Genomic DNA, 16,459 nt, shown 5'->3' on the forward strand with positions numbered 1-16,459 from the left:
AGCCGAGTCGCGGCTGGAATACTGGGGGACGTGGGAACCATCGTGCTCTTCGGCGGACGCAGTGAGATCGGCGTCGCCACCGCTGCCCGACTCGTCTCCGGCAACCGCGTCGTCCTGGCAGCGCGCAGGCCCGACGACCTGACCGTCGAGAGTCGCGTCCTGCTGGCAGCCGGAGCGACCGCCGTCCACACGGTCGCCTTCGACGCCGACGACACCGCGTCGCATCCGGCCGTCGTCGACCAGATCTTCGCCGATCACGGCACGGTCGAAGCGGTGATCGTGGCGTTCGGCATCCTCGGCGACGCCGAACGCGCGGCGACCGACGTCGAGCACGCCCTCCAGATCGCGCACACCGACTACTACGCGCAGATCAGTGTCATCACCCTCGTGGCGAACGCGCTGCGCGAGCAGAAGTCCGGAACGATCGTCGTCTACTCGTCGATCGCGGGCGTGCGGGTGCGCAAGGCGAACTACGTGTACGGCTCGACGAAGGCCGGCCTCGACGGCTTCGCGAGCGGTCTCTCGGATTCGCTGCACGGCACCGGAGTCCGGATTCTGCTCGCGCGACCCGGCTTCGTGATCGGCGCGATGACCAAGGACCTGATGGAATCGGGTGTTTCGCCCGCGCCGATGTCGTTGACACCGGATCAGGTGGCAGACGCCGTTGCGGCCGCCTACCGCCGAGGCCGACGCGAGGTGTGGATCCCCGGCAGACTGCGCGCGGTCGCGTTCGCGAGCAGGTTCGTGCCGAGAGCGATCTGGCGGCGGATGCCGCGGTGACCGGCCGATTCGTCGTCGTCGGCGTCGGAGCAGACGGGTGGGCGTCGCTGTCGCGCAGCGCTCGAGACGAGCTCGCGCGGGCCCGGGTGATCTACGGTTCCGCCCGACAACTCGATCTGGTGCCGTCCGATGTCGCAGCCGACCGTCGAGCGTGGCGCAGCCCGATGTCCGAGCATCTCGCCGACCTCGTCGCGACCTCGGTCGACGACGTCCATGTCCTCGCCAGCGGTGACCCGATGTTCCACGGCATCGGGTCGAGTCTGGTGCGCATGGCCGGCTCCGAGCGCGTCACGGTGTTCCCGTCGCCGTCGAGCGTGTCGCTCGCGGCGGCACGCCTGCGCTGGGACCTCGCGGCATCGACCGTCGTCAGTCTGGTGACCGCGCCCGTCGAGACGGTACGACTCCACCTCGCCGATGGGGCCCGGCTGCTGATCCTGTCGAAGGATGGGACCACCCCTGCACTGGTCGCAGACCTGCTGTGCGGCCTCGGCTTCGGCGCGTCGACGATCACCGTCCTCGCGAACCTCGGCGCGCACGACGAACGGCGCGTCACCGGTCGCGCCGACGAATGGAACGACGGTTCGCCCGCGCTGAACGTGATCGCCCTCGAGTGTGTCGGTCCCGCCGTGCCGCGCGCCCCCGGACTGCCCGACGCCGAGTTCGCCAACGACGGCCAGATCACCAAGCAGCCGATCCGCGCCCTGACCGTGAGCGCCCTTGCACCCGCCGAGGGACGTCTCCTGTGGGATGTCGGTGCGGGCTCGGGCAGCATCGGGATCGAATGGCTCCGGCAGCTGCGGACCGGGCGGGTGATCGCCTTCGAGTCGGATCCCGGCCGGGCCGCGACCGTCGCCCGGAACGCCCGTCGTCACGGCGTCGGCGACCGCCTGGAAGTCCGTTCGGGGGCACCCGACGCCTTCGCCTGCGCGCCGACACCAGACACCGTGTTCATCGGTGGAGGCATGACCGCCGAGGTGCTCGCCGCCGTGTGGAGCGCCCTCGCCGACGGTGGACGACTCGTCGCGAACGCCGTCACGCTCGAGACCGAACGACTCCTCGTCGACGCCGCGGCCGCACACGGCGGCGACCTCATCCGGGTGAGCATCGACCGGGCCGCACCACTCGGGAGGTCGACGGCATGGCGGCCCGCCCTGCCGATCGTCCAGTGGAACGTCGTCAAGGGAGAGGCCACCGCATGACCGTCTACTTCATCGGTGCGGGTCCGGGCGACGCCGATCTGATCACCGTGCGCGGAGCCGACCTGTTGGGGAAGTGCCGTACCTGCCTGTACGCCGGGTCGTTGGTGCCCGCCGGACTGCTGGAACGACTCCCGGACGACGCCGTCGCCATCGACACGGCGCGCATGCCGTTGACGCAGATCGTCGCCGAGATCGCCAAGGCCCACGCCGCGGGCCACGACGTCGCCAGGCTGGCGTCGGGCGACCTCTCGCTGTATTCGGCGCTCACCGAACAACTCGCGCGCCTGCGGTCCCTCGACATACCGTACGAGCTCGTGCCAGGGGTCCCCGCGTTCGCGGCCGCGGCGGCGGCGCTGGACTCCGAACTGACTGTCCCCGGCGTCGGCCAGAGCCTTCTCATCACGCGGGTGTCGACGCTGTCGACCGACATGCCGCCGGGGGAGGACCTCGCCTCGCTCGCCAGCACGGGTGTCACACTCGCACTGCACCTCGCGGCGCACCGGACCGAGCAGATCGTCGCCGACCTCGTCGACCACTACGGCTGGGACTGTCCCACGGCGACGGTCGCCTTCGCCTCGCGCGCGGACCAGCGGATAGTGCGCGCGCGGCTCGCCGATCTCCCCGCAGCGCTCGCGGGAGCGGGGATCACGAAGACCGCGGTGATCTTCATCGGTCGGGCCCTCGACGGTGCCGCGCACCCGGATCTGGTCGACAGCTACCTGTATTCGCAGGCCCGCATGACCAAGCTGCGCACCGATGGCTGACGTCTTGATCCTCGGCGGGACGGGGGAGGCGCGGGCTCTCGCGAAGGCCCTCGTCGACGACGGCGTCGACGTCCTGAGTTCGCTCGCAGGCCGCGTCGCGTCGCCGCGCCTACCCGTCGGGGACGTGCGCATCGGCGGCTTCGGCGGCCGGAACGGACTGGCGGAGTTCATGCGGGACAACGACGTTCGCGCCGTGGTCGATGCGACGCACCCGTTCGCCGCGCGGATCACCCCGAACGCGTACACCGCCGCGGCCGACGCCGGCGTACCTCATCTGCGGCTCACCCGACCCGAATGGATCGAGCAGCCCGGCGACGCCTGGACGCGGGTTCCGACCATCGAGGCGGCCGCAGGCGTCGTGGGCGGGCGGCGCGTCTTCCTCACCACCGGTCGTCAGGACGTGTCGGCGTTCGCCGACGTCGCGGACTCGTGGTTCCTGATCCGGGTGGTCGATCCGCCCGAGCGGGTCCTGCCGCCACACCACGAGGTGCTGCGCTCACGCGGCCCGTACACGCTCGACGGCGAACTCGACCTGATGCGGCGGCACCGGATCGACGTCGTGGTCACGAAGAACAGCGGCGGGTCGTTGACATCGGCGAAGCTGGCCGCCGCCCGCGAACTCGGGCTGCCGGTGATCGTCGTCGATCGCCCGGGAGAGTCCGACGGAATCCGGCGCGTCTCCACCGTCGACGAGGCCGTGTCATGGCTGCGGAGTCGACGCGACTCGCGCGCGGTATTGAATCAGCCGTAGTGCCTCGGTGTGAACACGAGGTCGCCGCCCGTGCGCGACACAGCGGTCGTCGTCGACGATCCGATGACGAGGAGCGTGCGCATGTCGACGGTCGACGGATCGAAGTCCGCGGCGGTCGTGACCGTGATCCGTTCGCCGGGGCCGCCGACGTCGCGGCCCGCGATCACGACACGATCCGCAGGCACGAGTTCGGTGAGCAGTTCCTTGAGCCGCAGCACCTGTTCGGTCCGCTTGGACGACGCCGGGTTGTAGATCGCGATGGCGAGGTCCGCCGCGATCGCGTGTCGTAGGCGGCCCTCGATCACCGCACCGGGTTTGAGGATGTTCGACAGCGAGATGACCGCGAAGTCGTGGCCCAGCGGTGCGCCCGCGGCGGCCGCGACCGCGTGTGCAGCGCTCACTCCCGGCGTCACCCGAACCGGCACGCCGTGCCAGCGGGGTTCGGCGGCGACCTCGATGACCGCGGACGCCATCGCGAACACGCCGGGATCGCCCGACGACACGACGACGACACGTGCGCCCCGGGACGCGAGGTCGAGGGCGAACTCCGCCCGCTGCGCCTCGACGCGGTTGTCGCTGGCGTGGACCCGTTGCCCGGGCCGAGGAGTCACCCGACGCAGGTAGGTCGTGTACCCGACCAGGTCGGTCGCGGCCGCGATCTCCGCCGCGACCTGCGGTGTCGTCTGGTCGACGGGACCCGGTCCGAGGCCGACGACGACGACCTCGCCGACCGGGGCGTCCTGTCGTCCCGCATACGGATTGTTGCGCCTGCCCGGGACCACGATGAGGGAGAAGTACGGCACCGTCTCCGGGTCGACGTCCACGACGCGTTCGACCCTCTGACGATCGGTCGACGCGCGTTCGACGTACCACGCCTCGTCCAGCCTGCCCGAGGCGGCCAGGGCGTCGCGGACCTTGGTGAACGTGCGACCGAGCTTCATCACGGCGAGCGCCTCACCCGACCGCATGTGCGCGACGAGCTCACCCGGCTCCGCGGTGCCGGGCAACACGGTCAGGGTCTCTTCACCTTCGACGAGAGGGATGCCGACAGCGGCCGACGCGGCGCTGACCGAGGTGACACCGGGGACGATCTCCGCGTCGAACCGGTCGACGAGCCGCTTGTGCATGTGCATGTACGAGCTGAAGAACAGCGGGTCGCCCTCGGCGAGCACGACGACGGTCCGCCCCGCATCGAGATGCTCGGCCAGCCGCGCGGCGCTCTCGGTGTAGAAGTCGGCCATCGCGCCCGCGTAGCCGCCGGGATGATCGGTGGTCTCCACGGTCAGCGGATACATGAGACGCTCGTGGATCTGGCCTTCGCGGAGATACGGCTGCGCCACCGACAAGGCGATCGAGTTGCCGTGCCGCGCGCAGTGGAAGGCGATGACATCGGCGTCGCCGATCACGCGCGCCGCCTTGACGGTCACCAGTTCGGAGTCGCCGGGTCCCAGCCCGACACCCCACAGTTTGCCGCTCATTCGACCGTCTCTCATTCGACTGGGCTCGCGAGTGCGTTGATCGCCGCCGCCGTGATCGCCGACCCTCCGCGGCGGCCGGTGACGGTGATGAACTCGATGTCCGTGCGGGCGGCGAGCGCCGCGCACGACTCCGCCGCACCGATGAATCCGACGGGTGCGCCGATGATCGCCGCGGGCCGCGGCCATCCGTCGTCGATCAGGTCGAGCAGGGCGAACAGCGCGGTGGGCGCGTTGCCGATCGCCACGACCGACCGTGCGAGATCGTCGCGCCAGAATTCGAGGGCCGCCGCCGTGCGGGTGTTGCCGATCCGCTCGGCGATCTCGGAGATCCCGGGTTCACGCAGGTGACAGCGCACATCGTTGTCGGCTGGCAGTCGTAGACGGGTGACGCCCGACGCGACCATGTTGGTGTCGCACAGGATCGGTCCACCCGCCCGGAGTGCGTCGCGGGCGGCGGCGGCGACACCGGGGGAGAAGGCCACGTCGTCCACCAGGTCCGTCTGCCCGGATGCGTGGATCATGCGCACGACCACCGGTTCGACGTCGGCGGGGAAGCGGGCCAGATCCGACTCCGCGCGGATCGTTGCGAATGACTGGCGATAGATCTCCGCGCCGTCTCGGATGTAGTCGGTCATAGTGCGTTCGACACTACTGAGTGGCCGCGCCGGGGCGCCCTCGTGGGTGCGCCGTCCGATCCCGCCGGATCACGACGGGCCCGGGGCCGACGGTCGGGGCGCCGTGTCGCGGGCGTCGACGGCGACGCCGACCTCGTCGATCGCCCGCCGAATCATCGTCCCGTATCCGTCCGATCCGAGTTCGGGAGACGCGGCGCGGGCCGCAGACAGATGTTCGCGGGCCGCGTCGAACGACGCCAGGCGCCGTAGGTCGTCGGCGAGATTGAGGTGGAGCGAGGGGTAGAAGCCGGCGACCGTGACGCCGGTGGTGTGTTCGGCCACCCGCTGGTCGGTCAGCGCGTCCGCCGCGTCGAGCGCGCGGACGTTCCATACGAGCGACAGCGCGGGATCGGGGTACAGGTCGGCGAGGTAGTGGGCCAGGGTGCATCGATGGAACGCGTCGCCGGTGGGACCGATGCCAGCCCATATGGACAGAAGGTCGGCGCGTGCACCGTCGACGTCGCCGGTCCGTCCCCGCATCACCGCGTCGGTCATCGCGGTCATCGTGCGGTCTGTCTCTGGAGTGGTCATCGGATGTCCTGTCGGAGGGGGTGGATCGAGTCGTCGGCCGGTGGTCGCGTCGGCATGACGAGGGTGGTCAGGTCGCCGCCGTCCGCTGAACGGATCGTGGCGGGCATGTCCGGACCGCGGAGGTCGATCAGCAGGTCGGCTCCGATCGCGGAGCTCACGGCCGGGTACAGCGTTCTCAGTTCGAACCAGACGTCGGCCGGTTCGCCGTCGACGGTCGCATCGATCGTCTCGGTGTACTCAGGTGCCCACCCGCAGAACTCGACGTGGGCCCGGCCGACGCGCAAGCCGACGAGGTCCGCCGTCGTCGCTTCCAGCGATCGCCGGATCGCCGACACGGCGACGGCCACTCGGGTCGTCACCGCGGGGAGCGCGTCCACCATGCCGCGATGGTCCGGAAACGGTTCGTCGATCAGGCGGCATCGGCTGTGGCCGCGGGTGTCCGAGCCGATCCGCATGTCGTGCGACGTCACCTCGATGTGCGCCCGAGGCGACCGCCGCAGGTCGTTGAGACAGAGTCGGAGGTCGTCGCCGTCGACGGTGACGGACCATCCGGCGTTCGTCGGCTCCAGTGTGGGCAGCGTTCTGGTGGCGAGTCGATATCGATCGGTCGCGGTGATCGTGACTCCGGTCGACTCGGCGTCGAATCGCACGCCGCCGAGGACCGGCACAAGGCCGTCGCTCGCGGTGGCCGTCAGCACCTGATCGATCGCCGCTGCGGTCACCGGCCCGTTGACGGTCAACGAATTCGGTGAGGTCGTCGGCATCGGGTGTCCGAGATCGGCCGTGATCTCCCTGCCGCGGTCGGCCGCCGCGCGTGCCGCGGCCACGACGCGACCGATGTGGTCGTCGACGAGTCGGGCCGCGTCCTCCGGCCCGGCGTCGAGCACCTCGGCGACGGCAGGCAGTGGCATGTCGACGTCCCGCAGGCGGCGGACCAACTGCGCGCGACCGACTTGCTCGATCGCATAGAAGCGGTACCCGGACGAGGGATCCGTCCACGCCGGCACGAGCAGACCTGCGTCGGCGTAGAAGCGCAGTGCGCTCGCGGTCAAGCCGGTCCGTCGAGCGAAAGCGCCGATCGCCATGAGTTCGGAATCGTCCACGCGCCCATCATCAAGCCTCGACCCACGTGAAGGTCAATAGCGATGCTGTCCGAACCGCGATCTCCTGCCGAGGACCCCGGGATCAAGGCCGTCGTTCCCACCCCCCGTCGAGTGCAGTCGAGACGCTTCCCTCGGTTCGTCGAGCGCAGTCGAGACGTTGGGCAAAAGCCCTATTGACCCCACCGGAATGCCGGACTAGAATCGAAAGTACGTTCGATCAAGGGGGTTGATATGAACACCACGCTCGCCGATCAGTCCGGGGCCACGCTCACCGTCGAAGATGGCATGCTGCACATCCGGATGGTCATTCCCGATCTCGCCGAAGGCTCGGATGCCGCCGATGCGGCGTTGATGATGTTCGCCGCCCGCGGGGACCTGTTTCAGGGCATGGTCTTGTGGGATCAGTACGAGGCGATCTACCGCGTGTACCAACGCCGTCTCGACCAGGTCTGCGGCAACGGCGCGTTCACGAACCTGTACGACCCGCTGTGCCAGGTCGCCGCGTCGTATGCGACCGTCCGCGGTGTCCGTCAGTACACGGGTGAGAAGTTCGTCGACGAGGCCGTCTCCTGCATGGAACGTGTGCCGGCGATCGGACTGCTGCTGCGTGGGGGTCTGCTCACGCCCACGCAGTTTCGTCTGGCGCTCGATCAGGTCGCCGCGGTCATCGACGCCGATGTCCTCGCGGTGATCGACGTCGATGACCGCCGACCGACTCCGCACCGCAGGCAATCTGACCGGGCCGCGGGTGACCGAGATCGTCGCTGCTGTTGTCGCTGAACATGATGTCGATGCTGCGCAGGCGGCGCGGGAGGCCGCCGCCAAGCCGCGCAAGAAGGTCGTGGTGGAGCCCGCCGACGGGACTCTGGCCGACCTGCGGGTGACCGCCACGGTCGAGGACGTGCGGTTGGCGAAGGACTCCATCGACGCCGTGATCGCCGGTGTGTGCGCGGACGATCCGCGCGGTAAGGCCGTCCGCCGGTCGGATGCGGTGATCGCACTGCTGACCGGGAAGGTCTTCGCGTGCGAGTGCGAGAACGACGACTGCCCGTCGCGTGAAGGGGTTGAGGTCGCTGCTCGTCTGGCGACTGTGGTGCTGCATGTGGTGGCTCGGCGTGAGTCGCTGACCGGGGAGTCTGATGTCCCGGCCTATCTGGACGGGTTCGGTCCGATCACCGCTGACCACGTCCGGGACATCGCTGCCGACGCCGACACGGTGATCCGGGACCTCGACGTCACCGATCTGCTCGGCGGGGCGTCGCAGCCGAGCAACGGGTACCGGCCGACCGCGGCGTGCGACACCCTCGTGCGCGCCGTGCACGGCAGGTGCACCCACCCCGGCTGTGACATGCCGGCCTACCGCTGCGACCTCGACCACGTGACCGAGTACAACCACGGTGATCCGTCCGCGGGTGGTCCGACGTGTCCGTGCAATCTCAATCCGAAGTGTCGGTTCCATCATGGGTTGAAGACCTTCGTCGACGGCTGGCTCGACGATCAGATCGTGGATGCGAACGGGGTGATCTGGACCGAGGTCACGACTCCTGAAGGGATCACCGTCCGGTCGCGGGCGCTGAATCACTGGCTGCTGCCCGAACTCGGTCTGGTGCCCTGTGCGCACGACGACGCGCCGACCGCGTCGCGACCGCGAGTCGAATCGGACCCGGGGCGTCCGCGGTCCCGGACCGAGGCGAAGCACCGGTACCGGATGCGGATGCGGGCCTACAACCGCCGCAAGCGGGAAGGAGCACCCCGCACTCCGGGCTGCCCGTCGGCAGACGAGATGCCCCCGTTCTGACCAGGTGTTGCGCCTTCCGCCGGACTGCCGGTCACTGACGGCGCTCGGAGCGCGACGCGAGCGGACGGAGGGCTTCTCGCCCAAGGAGCGGAAGGGAGGCCTGCGTCGCCACGTTCACGGGCGAGGCCGTTCGACGTTTCGACGGGTGCCGTCGGCGGACGCCAGGACGCGGACATGGGTCCGGGACGGTGATCCACAGCCTCGTTCGCATCCGACCCAATGCTCGTGCGGCGGCGCGTCCGCATCCGGGTCGAGGCTTGTGACGTGTTCGCGCAAGGCGGTCCGGACGTCGGCGGCCGACTTCGCGCAGCCGGGTGATCCGGTGCATGCGGTGAGCGTGGTCCACGGCGAGCGCGAGTCGAACACGAAGCCGAGCGGAGCGAGCACTCGAACGACGGTCTCGGCCACCGCCTCATCGAGGTCGCTGATCAGGATCTCTCGTTCGGTCGTGACCGACACCGGAACTCCGATCGCCGCCGCGTACCTGGCCTGCTCGGCGGTGAGATTGCCGAACGGCACGACCGCGCCGAGCATCACGCGCCCATCGGTCTGGTCGAACCATCCGACGCGGGGCTCGGGATGGCGGGACGCCGGGAGGTGATGGTGGGCCTTCGTCTCGAGGGTGGAGAGGAACGCCGTGCGGCGGTCCTCGTCGAGGTCGGCGACTCTCCATGCGCCGTCGGCGACCCGGAGGAACGCCCGGGCCACGGCGACCATCCGATCGGGCAGGTCGTGCAGCGGCACGACGCCCACGACGTGGGAGCCGCCGACCACGACGACGGCGTGATCCGCACTCACCGCGACCCCCGCGACGTCCGTCGTCCTGGCGAGGACGTCGCCGCGGCCGTCGTCGAATCCGAACCAGAACCGTCCCGACAACGACGACGACCAGTCGGCGGCGACCAAGGCGTCGACGAGCGCATCCGCGAGTGGCCGCAGATCAGCGAGCCCACCGACCCGGCCGCTGAACGGCGAGACGATCACGTTGCGCACGCGGTCGTGGTCGGAATCCGACGCGAGGCCCGCCGCGATCATGGCCTCGGCGAACGCCGCGACGTCGTTCTCGGCGATACCCCTGACCTGCAGATTGCCCCGGACCGTCAGTTCGATCGTGCCGTCGCCGAACTCGGCGGCCGCCAGTGCGAGCGCATCGAGGGCATCGGGCTCGATCACTCCACCGGGCACCCGTATGCGGGCCAGCGCACCGTCCGCGGCCTGATGGGTCCGGAAGACGCCGGGGCAGCGGTCTGCGGGAATGCTCACCCGTTCAGCCTAGTGGTCTGCCGGGGTGGCTACGATTGGCGGCGAACTCGATGTGGAAGCCGGTGTGAATCCGGCGCGGTCGCGCCACTGTGAGGAATCGGTGTCCATGACGCCGGTCCGAGCCAGACCCACGTCGTCAGGCCGAGAAGCCTCGGCCGTCCCCACGATGCCGGGCGCGTATTCCCGGCGAGGAGTACGCCGTGATCACGCTGCTGTCCACGTCCGACACCGACCTGCGCACCGCAGCCACCTGCGGCGCCGACTATCGGGTGGCGAACCCGAGCCGCATCCTGCTCGACGAGATCCCCGGGCTCCTCGACGGCGCCGACCTCGTCGTCGTCCGAATCCTCGGCGGTCGCCGCGCGTGGGAGGACGGTCTCGACGCCGTTCTCGCCCACCGCATTCCGGTGGTGGTGCTGTCCGGCGAGCTCAACCCCGACCCGGACCTGATGGCGCTGTCGACGGTGCCGACCGGTGTCGCCGCCCAGGCGCACAGCTACTTCGTCGCGGGCGGACACGCCAACCTCGCGGCCGTCCACGACTTCCTGTCGGACACCGTGTTGCTCACCGGCCTCGGCTTCGCGGCACCGGTCGAGACCCCTTCTTGGGGAGTCCTGGAACGCACCCCGTCCTGCCCCTCGAGCGGAGTCGAGATGCGCATCGGGGTCCTCTTTTACCGGGCCCAGCATCTCGCCGGAAACACCGAGTACGTCGATGCGCTCTGCACCGCGATCGAAGGACACGGCGCACGGGCCGAGGCCGTGTTCTGCGCGTCGTTGCGCGCCGCGGACGACGACCTCATCGCGCACCTCGGCACGTTCGACGCGCTGATCGTGACCGTGCTCGCGGCGGGCGGCACCACTCCCGCGACCGCGGCTGCGGGCGGCGACGACGAGGCCTGGAACGTCGAGCGGCTAGCGGCGCTCGACATCCCGATCCTGCAGGGCCTGTGCCTGACGTCGTCGCGGGACGACTGGGCGTCGACCGATGACGGCGTGTCCCCGCTCGACGTGGCGAGTCAGGTCGCCGTGCCCGAGTTCGACGGGCGGATCATCACGGTGCCGTTCTCGTTCAAGGAGTTCGACGACAACGGACTGCCGCACTACGCGCCGGACGTCGAACGCTGCGCACGTGTCGCAGGCATCGCGGTCCGGCACGCCCGTCTGCGTCATCTGCCGCCCGCGGACCGCCGGATCGCGCTGCTGCTGTCGGCGTATCCGACCAAGCACGCACGGATCGGCAACGCCGTCGGCCTGGACACGCCGCGCAGCCTCGTCCACCTGTTGCGCGCTTTGGGCGAGGCAGGCTACGAGGTGGCCGACGACGTGCCGGGCCTCGGCGCCACGCCCGCCGACGACGATCCCGACGCGCTGATGCACGCGCTCATCGACGCGGGAGGCCAGGACGCCGACTGGCTGACGGAGGACGCGTTGGCGGCGAATCCGATCCGGGTCAGCGCGGCCGACTACACGCGCTGGTTCCACACCCTGCCCACCGGTCTGCGCGAGTCGGTCACCGAGCACTGGGGGCCGCCGCCCGGCGAACTGTTCGTCGACAGGTCGACGAATCCGGACGGTGACATCGTGATCGCCGCGATGACCTTCGGCAATGTCGTCCTGCTCGTCCAGCCGCCGCGGGGTTTCGGCGAGAACCCGGTGGCGATCTACCACGATCCCGATCTGCCGCCCAGTCACCACTATCTGGCGAGCTACCGCTGGCTCGCATCGCGGGCCGACACCGACGGGTGGGGTTTCGGCGCCGACGCCGTCGTCCACGTCGGCAAGCACGGCAACCTCGAATGGCTGCCGGGCAAGACGCTCGGCATGTCGGCCGACTGCGGCACCGACGCGGCCCTCGGCGACCTCCCGTTGATCTACCCGTTCCTCGTCAACGATCCGGGTGAGGGCACACAGGCCAAGCGACGTGCCCACGCGGTACTCGTCGATCACCTGATCCCGCCGATGGCGCGTGCCGAGTCGTACGGCGACATCTCGCGCCTGGAACAGCTGTTGGACGAGCACGCGAACATCTCCGCACTCGACCCGGGCAAACTCCCGGCCATCCGGCAACAGATCTGGACGCTGCTGACCGCCGCGAAGATGGACGCCGACCTCGGACTGGCTCAGCGTCCCGACGAGGACGTGTTCGACGACATGCTGCTGCACGTCGACGGTTGGCTGTGCGAGATCAAGGACGCCGCGATCCGCGACGGCCTCCACGTGCTCGGGCAGGCTCCGGACGCGGCCACCGAGGTCGACCTGGTGCTCGCGATGCTTCGCGCCCGTCAACTGTGGGGCGGCGCGCAGTCGTCGCCTGGTCTCCGGGAAGCGCTCGGCCTCGTGGAGAACGACTCGACGCGCGGTGAGGTCGACCGTGTCGAGCGGATCGCCCGCGACCTGGTGTCCGCCTGCGCCGCCGACGACTGGTCCGACGCCGCCGTCGCCGCTGCCGCCACCGGACATCCGCAGCAGGTCGGTGAGATCCTGTCGTTCGCCGCCCGCGAAGTGGTGCCGCGACTGCGCCAGACGAGCCGGGAGATCGATCAGGTGCTTCACGCGCTCGACGGCGGCTTCATCGAGTCGGGGCCGAGCGGCTCGCCGCTGCGCGGCCTGATCAACGTGCTGCCGACCGGCCGGAACTTCTACTCCGTCGACCCGAAGGCCGTCCCGTCCCAGCTCGCGTTCGAGACGGGACGGGCGATGGCCGACTCGCTGGTGGACCGCTACGTCGCCGATCACGGCGAGTACCCCGCGTCCGTCGGGCTCTCGGTGTGGGGGACCAGCGCGATGCGCACGTCCGGTGACGACGTCGGCGAGATCCTCGCATTGCTCGGTGTCGCACCCGTGTGGGACGAGATGTCCCGGCGCATCACCGGCCTCGAACTCGTCCCGCTCGAGGAGCTCGGACGTCCGCGCATCGACGTGACGATCCGCATCTCGGGATTCTTCCGGGACGCGTTCGCGCACGTCGTGACGATGCTCGACGACGCGGTGCGCCTGGCGGCCGGCGCCGACGAGCCTGCCGACCGCAACTTCGTCGCCGCGCACGCCCGTGCGGCGGTCGCCGAGCACGGCGACGCCCGGCGCGCGACGACACGCGTGTTCGGCTCGCGGCCCGGCACGTACGGAGCCGGACTGCTGCAGCTCATCGACTCCAAGCAGTGGCGGACCGACGAGGACCTCGCGGCCGTCTACACCGAGTGGGGAGGTTACGCGTACGGGCGCGACCTCGACGGCGTCGCCGCCGTCGAGGACATGCGTTCGGCCTACAAGCGCATCGCCGTCGCCGCGAAGAACACCGACACGCGAGAGCACGACATCGCCGACTCGGACGACTACTTCCAGTTCCACGGCGGCATGGTCGCGACCGTCCGAGCGCTGACCGGGGAGAACCCGGAGGCCTACATCGGCGACTCGACGCGTCCGGACGCGGTTCGTACGCGGACACTGCACGAGGAGACCTCACGCGTGTTCCGCGCCCGTGTGGTCAACCCGAGATGGCTGTCGGCGATGCGCCGTCACGGATACAAGGGTGCGTTCGAGATGGCGGCGACCGTCGACTACCTGTTCGGCTACGACGCCACGACCGACGTCGTCGCCGACTGGATGTACGAGCAGCTCACGGAGCAGTACGTGCTCGACGAGACGAACCGCGATTTCCTGCAGCAGTCCAACCCGTGGGCTCTGCACGCGATCTCCGAACGTCTGCTGGAGGCCGTCGAACGCGATATGTGGCATGAACCGCCCGCGGAACTCCTCGATGAACTGCGCCGCGTGTACCTCGACGCCGAGGGCGACATCGAGGAGCGGTCCGACTCGAACGGGTGAGAAGGAACTTTGTCGGGGGAGTAGACGTTGAACATGACGAACACGTCAACCTCCGACGGAGAGAGAACACGGACATGATCAGGCTTCTACTTGCGGGCTACCTCGTCGTGGAGATCGCGGCGTTCGCCGCCCTGACGTACTTCCTCGGCTTCGGGTGGGCGTTGTTGATCACATTGGGCGCCGCGGCGATCGGATTCGCAGTCCTCGGGCGGCGTGCGCGGGGCCTCGTCTCCGACCTCCGACGCGCCTCGCGCCGTGAACCGACCGACGGTGAACCCGCGTCCGACACCGCATTGTTCGCGGGCGCCGCCGTGTTCACCATCCTGCCCGGCGTCGTGTCGACGATCGTCGGCCTCGCGCTCATGACCCGGCCGGTGCGCAGCGCCCTGCATCCGGTGATCGACCGCGGCATCGCGCGACGCACATCGCTCATCATGGCCGGAGTGCCCGGCGGAGTCGGCGGCCGGTACGTCGACGGGACCGTCGAAGGCGATGTGATCGATCAGACGTCCGACGTGGTCGACCTGACACCGCGTCGTCCCGACGGCACCGTCTACGTCGATCTGCCGAGCCTGCCGCAGCCGCCGCTCACCCGGCCGTGACGGCGCACACCGACGACCCTTTGACACAATCGACGGTGTGACCACACAGCTTCTGGTCGGAGGAGTCGTCTACTCCTCACCGGCCGTCCCCGATGCCACCGCATTCGCCGTCACGGACGGCACCGTCGTCTGGGTCGGCACCGACGACGTGGGGCGGGCGTTGCATCCCGACGCCGAGATCGTCGACCTCGACGGTCACTTCGTGGCGCCCGCGTTCGTCGATTCGCACGTCCACCTCACGGACATGGGCCTGCGCCTTGTCGGCCTCGATCTGACGACCGCCACCAGCCGAACCGACTGCCTTGACCGACTCGCCGAGTACGCGGCGTCGTCGGACGACGACGTCATCTGGGGACTCGGGTGGGATGCGTCGTCGTGGTCCGGCGACCGGCTCGACGACGACATGCCGCCGACGACGGCCGACCTCGACCGGGTCGCGGCGGGCAAACCCGTCTATCTGGCTCGCATCGACGAGCACTCGGCCGCGGCGTCGAGCGCGTTGCGTGAACTGGTCCACGGGATCGAGGCCGTGACCGGATACGACGCGCAGGCGCCGCTCGTCGCCGACGCCCACCATCGGGTGCGGGCCGCGGCGCGAGCCCTCATCACGCCCGAGGCACGGCACCGTGCCCAGATCCGGGCCCTCGACCACGCGGCGTCGCGCGGCGTGGTCGTCGTCCACGAGAACGGCGGACCCGACATCAGCGGGGTCGACGACTTCCGGTCGCTCGCCGAACTCGATCACGGGGTGAGCGTCCGACGCTATTGGGGCCAGCCCGTTAGCACCCTGGAGGAGGCTCGGGCGGTCGTGTCGGCGATGGGCGCCGACGCCATCGGCGGCGACCTGTTCGTCGACGGGGCACTGGGATCGCGCACGGCGTGGCTCCGCGAGGAGTACAGCGACGCGCCGGGCGAGTTCGGAGTCAGCTACCTCGACGAGGACACCATCGCCAATCACCTGCGCGCGACGACCCTCGCCGGCGTCCAGGCCGGGTTCCACGTCATCGGCGACGGTGCCACCGCGGCCGTGGCCGCGGCGCTGACCCTGGTCGCCGACGAACTCGGCACACCCGCCATCGCGCGCTGCGCGCATCGTCTGGAGCACGCCGAGATGGTGACTCCCGAACAGGCCGAGGTGTTCGCCCGATGCGGGGTGATCGCGAGCATGCAACCGCTGTTCGACGACGAGTGGGGCGGTGACGACGCACTGTACGAGAAGCGGCTCGGCGATCGCGCTCGCTCCCTGAACGACTTCGCGGGGCTGGCGAAAGCCGGTGTCGCACTGGCATTCTCGAGCGACGCTCCGGTCTGCGACATCGATCCGTGGGCGACGATCCGCGCCGCGGCCCACCACCACACCCCGACCAACGCGATCTCACCGCGCGCGGCCTTCGCCGCCTGCACGAGGGGCGGATGGCGGGCCGGGGGAGTCAACGACGGTCTCACCGGGACGCTCGTCCCCGGAGCCCCCGCGCACTACGCGGTCTGGGACGTCGACGATCTTGTGGTCGCGGCGTCGCACGCGGGTGTTCAGCGGTGGTCGACCGATCCGCGTTCGCGCGTGCCCGCGCTGCCCGACGTCGCGCCGGGCGCACGGCTGCCCGAATGTGTGCGAACCGTCGCGGGCGGGGTCACGATCTACGAGCGGCCCACCGCGTGACGCTGCCCGCGTGGGCGTGGCGACCGCTC

The 16,459-nt window shown here is 70.0% G+C and carries 14 protein-coding genes and 1 riboswitch; of the genes, 9 read left to right on the plus strand and 5 right to left on the minus strand.

Going from position 1 to position 16,459, the window contains the following annotated elements:
* The first annotated feature begins 30 nt into the window (after positions 1 to 30).
* From dprE2 to GYB83_RS16550, 4 genes are read left to right on the plus strand one after another with little or no spacing between them, the layout of a single operon-like run.
* Positions 31 to 780: a decaprenylphospho-beta-D-erythro-pentofuranosid-2-ulose 2-reductase gene (gene dprE2, locus GYB83_RS16535; protein ID WP_228461536.1), complete on the plus strand. Its 750-nt coding sequence runs from the start codon at positions 31 to 33 to the stop codon at positions 778 to 780.
* Positions 777 to 1,979: a precorrin-6y C5,15-methyltransferase (decarboxylating) subunit CbiE gene (gene cbiE / locus GYB83_RS16540; protein ID WP_161896504.1), complete on the plus strand. Its 1,203-nt coding sequence runs from the start codon at positions 777 to 779 to the stop codon at positions 1,977 to 1,979. The genes dprE2 and cbiE overlap by 4 nt, the downstream gene beginning before the upstream one ends.
* Positions 1,976 to 2,743 (plus strand): cobalt-precorrin-4/precorrin-4 C(11)-methyltransferase, encoded by a 768-nt coding sequence (locus tag GYB83_RS16545; protein WP_161896505.1) that lies wholly within the window; start codon positions 1,976 to 1,978, stop codon positions 2,741 to 2,743. The genes cbiE and GYB83_RS16545 overlap by 4 nt, the downstream gene beginning before the upstream one ends.
* Positions 2,736 to 3,494, plus strand: coding sequence for a cobalt-precorrin-6A reductase (locus GYB83_RS16550; RefSeq protein ID WP_161896506.1), 759 nt, complete (start codon positions 2,736 to 2,738; stop codon positions 3,492 to 3,494). Before GYB83_RS16545 ends, GYB83_RS16550 begins: the two co-directional genes overlap by 8 nt.
* Here the strand turns inward: GYB83_RS16550 and GYB83_RS16555 are convergent.
* The 4 genes from GYB83_RS16555 to GYB83_RS16570 all read right to left on the minus strand — a co-directional run bounded on the left by GYB83_RS16555 (position 3,485) and on the right by GYB83_RS16570 (position 7,280).
* Entirely contained in the window at positions 3,485 to 4,972 is a 1,488-nt protein-coding gene (locus tag GYB83_RS16555) for a precorrin-2 C(20)-methyltransferase (RefSeq protein ID WP_161896507.1), read from the minus strand. The two genes, GYB83_RS16550 and GYB83_RS16555, sit on opposite strands and share 10 nt — an antisense overlap.
* An 11-nt stretch (positions 4,973 to 4,983) precedes the next feature.
* Positions 4,984 to 5,607, minus strand: coding sequence for a precorrin-8X methylmutase (locus GYB83_RS16560; protein WP_161896508.1), 624 nt, complete (start codon positions 5,605 to 5,607; stop codon positions 4,984 to 4,986).
* A gap of 69 nt (positions 5,608 to 5,676) precedes the next feature.
* Positions 5,677 to 6,177: a hypothetical protein gene (locus tag GYB83_RS16565; RefSeq protein WP_161896509.1), complete on the minus strand. Its 501-nt coding sequence runs from the start codon at positions 6,175 to 6,177 to the stop codon at positions 5,677 to 5,679.
* Complete coding sequence (locus GYB83_RS16570; protein ID WP_161896510.1) at positions 6,174 to 7,280, minus strand: DNA polymerase III subunit beta family protein; 1,107 nt, start codon at positions 7,278 to 7,280, stop codon at positions 6,174 to 6,176. Before GYB83_RS16570 ends, GYB83_RS16565 begins: the two co-directional genes overlap by 4 nt.
* 231 nt (positions 7,281 to 7,511) lie before the next feature.
* Here GYB83_RS16570 and GYB83_RS23690 point away from each other — a divergent pair, with 231 nt between their 5' ends.
* Positions 7,512 to 8,060 (plus strand): hypothetical protein, encoded by a 549-nt coding sequence (locus tag GYB83_RS23690; protein WP_228461538.1) that lies wholly within the window; start codon positions 7,512 to 7,514, stop codon positions 8,058 to 8,060.
* Positions 7,981 to 9,078 carry an HNH endonuclease signature motif containing protein gene (locus tag GYB83_RS16575; RefSeq protein ID WP_228461541.1) on the plus strand — a complete coding sequence of 366 codons (1,098 nt, stop codon included), beginning with the start codon at positions 7,981 to 7,983 and terminating at the stop codon, positions 9,076 to 9,078. Before GYB83_RS23690 ends, GYB83_RS16575 begins: the two co-directional genes overlap by 80 nt.
* Before the next feature lie 114 nt (positions 9,079 to 9,192).
* Here the strand turns inward: GYB83_RS16575 and cobG are convergent, their stop codons facing one another.
* Positions 9,193 to 10,341, minus strand: a complete 1,149-nt coding sequence (cobG, locus tag GYB83_RS16580) for a precorrin-3B synthase (RefSeq protein WP_161896511.1) — start codon at positions 10,339 to 10,341, stop codon at positions 9,193 to 9,195.
* 6 nt (positions 10,342 to 10,347) lie between these two features.
* Positions 10,348 to 10,509: riboswitch (cobalamin riboswitch) on the plus strand.
* A gap of 32 nt (positions 10,510 to 10,541) precedes the next feature.
* Here cobG and cobN point away from each other — a divergent pair.
* From cobN to GYB83_RS16595, 3 genes are all read left to right on the plus strand, one after another.
* Positions 10,542 to 14,168 (plus strand): cobaltochelatase subunit CobN, encoded by a 3,627-nt coding sequence (gene cobN / locus GYB83_RS16585; RefSeq protein WP_161896512.1) that lies wholly within the window; start codon positions 10,542 to 10,544, stop codon positions 14,166 to 14,168.
* Positions 14,169 to 14,242: 74 nt separating this feature from the next.
* Positions 14,243 to 14,770 carry an FxsA family protein gene (locus GYB83_RS16590; protein WP_161896513.1) on the plus strand — a complete coding sequence of 176 codons (528 nt, stop codon included), beginning with the start codon at positions 14,243 to 14,245 and terminating at the stop codon, positions 14,768 to 14,770.
* A 37-nt stretch (positions 14,771 to 14,807) separates the two neighbouring features.
* The gene (locus GYB83_RS16595; RefSeq protein WP_161896514.1) at positions 14,808 to 16,430 is read left to right on the plus strand and encodes an amidohydrolase; all 1,623 of its coding nucleotides are present in this window, start codon (positions 14,808 to 14,810) and stop codon (positions 16,428 to 16,430) included.
* Positions 16,431 to 16,459: the final 29 nt, after the last annotated feature.

Origin of the sequence: Gordonia spumicola (assembly GCF_009932475.1) — a bacterium.
Lineage (GTDB): Bacteria > Actinomycetota > Actinomycetes > Mycobacteriales > Mycobacteriaceae > Gordonia > Gordonia spumicola.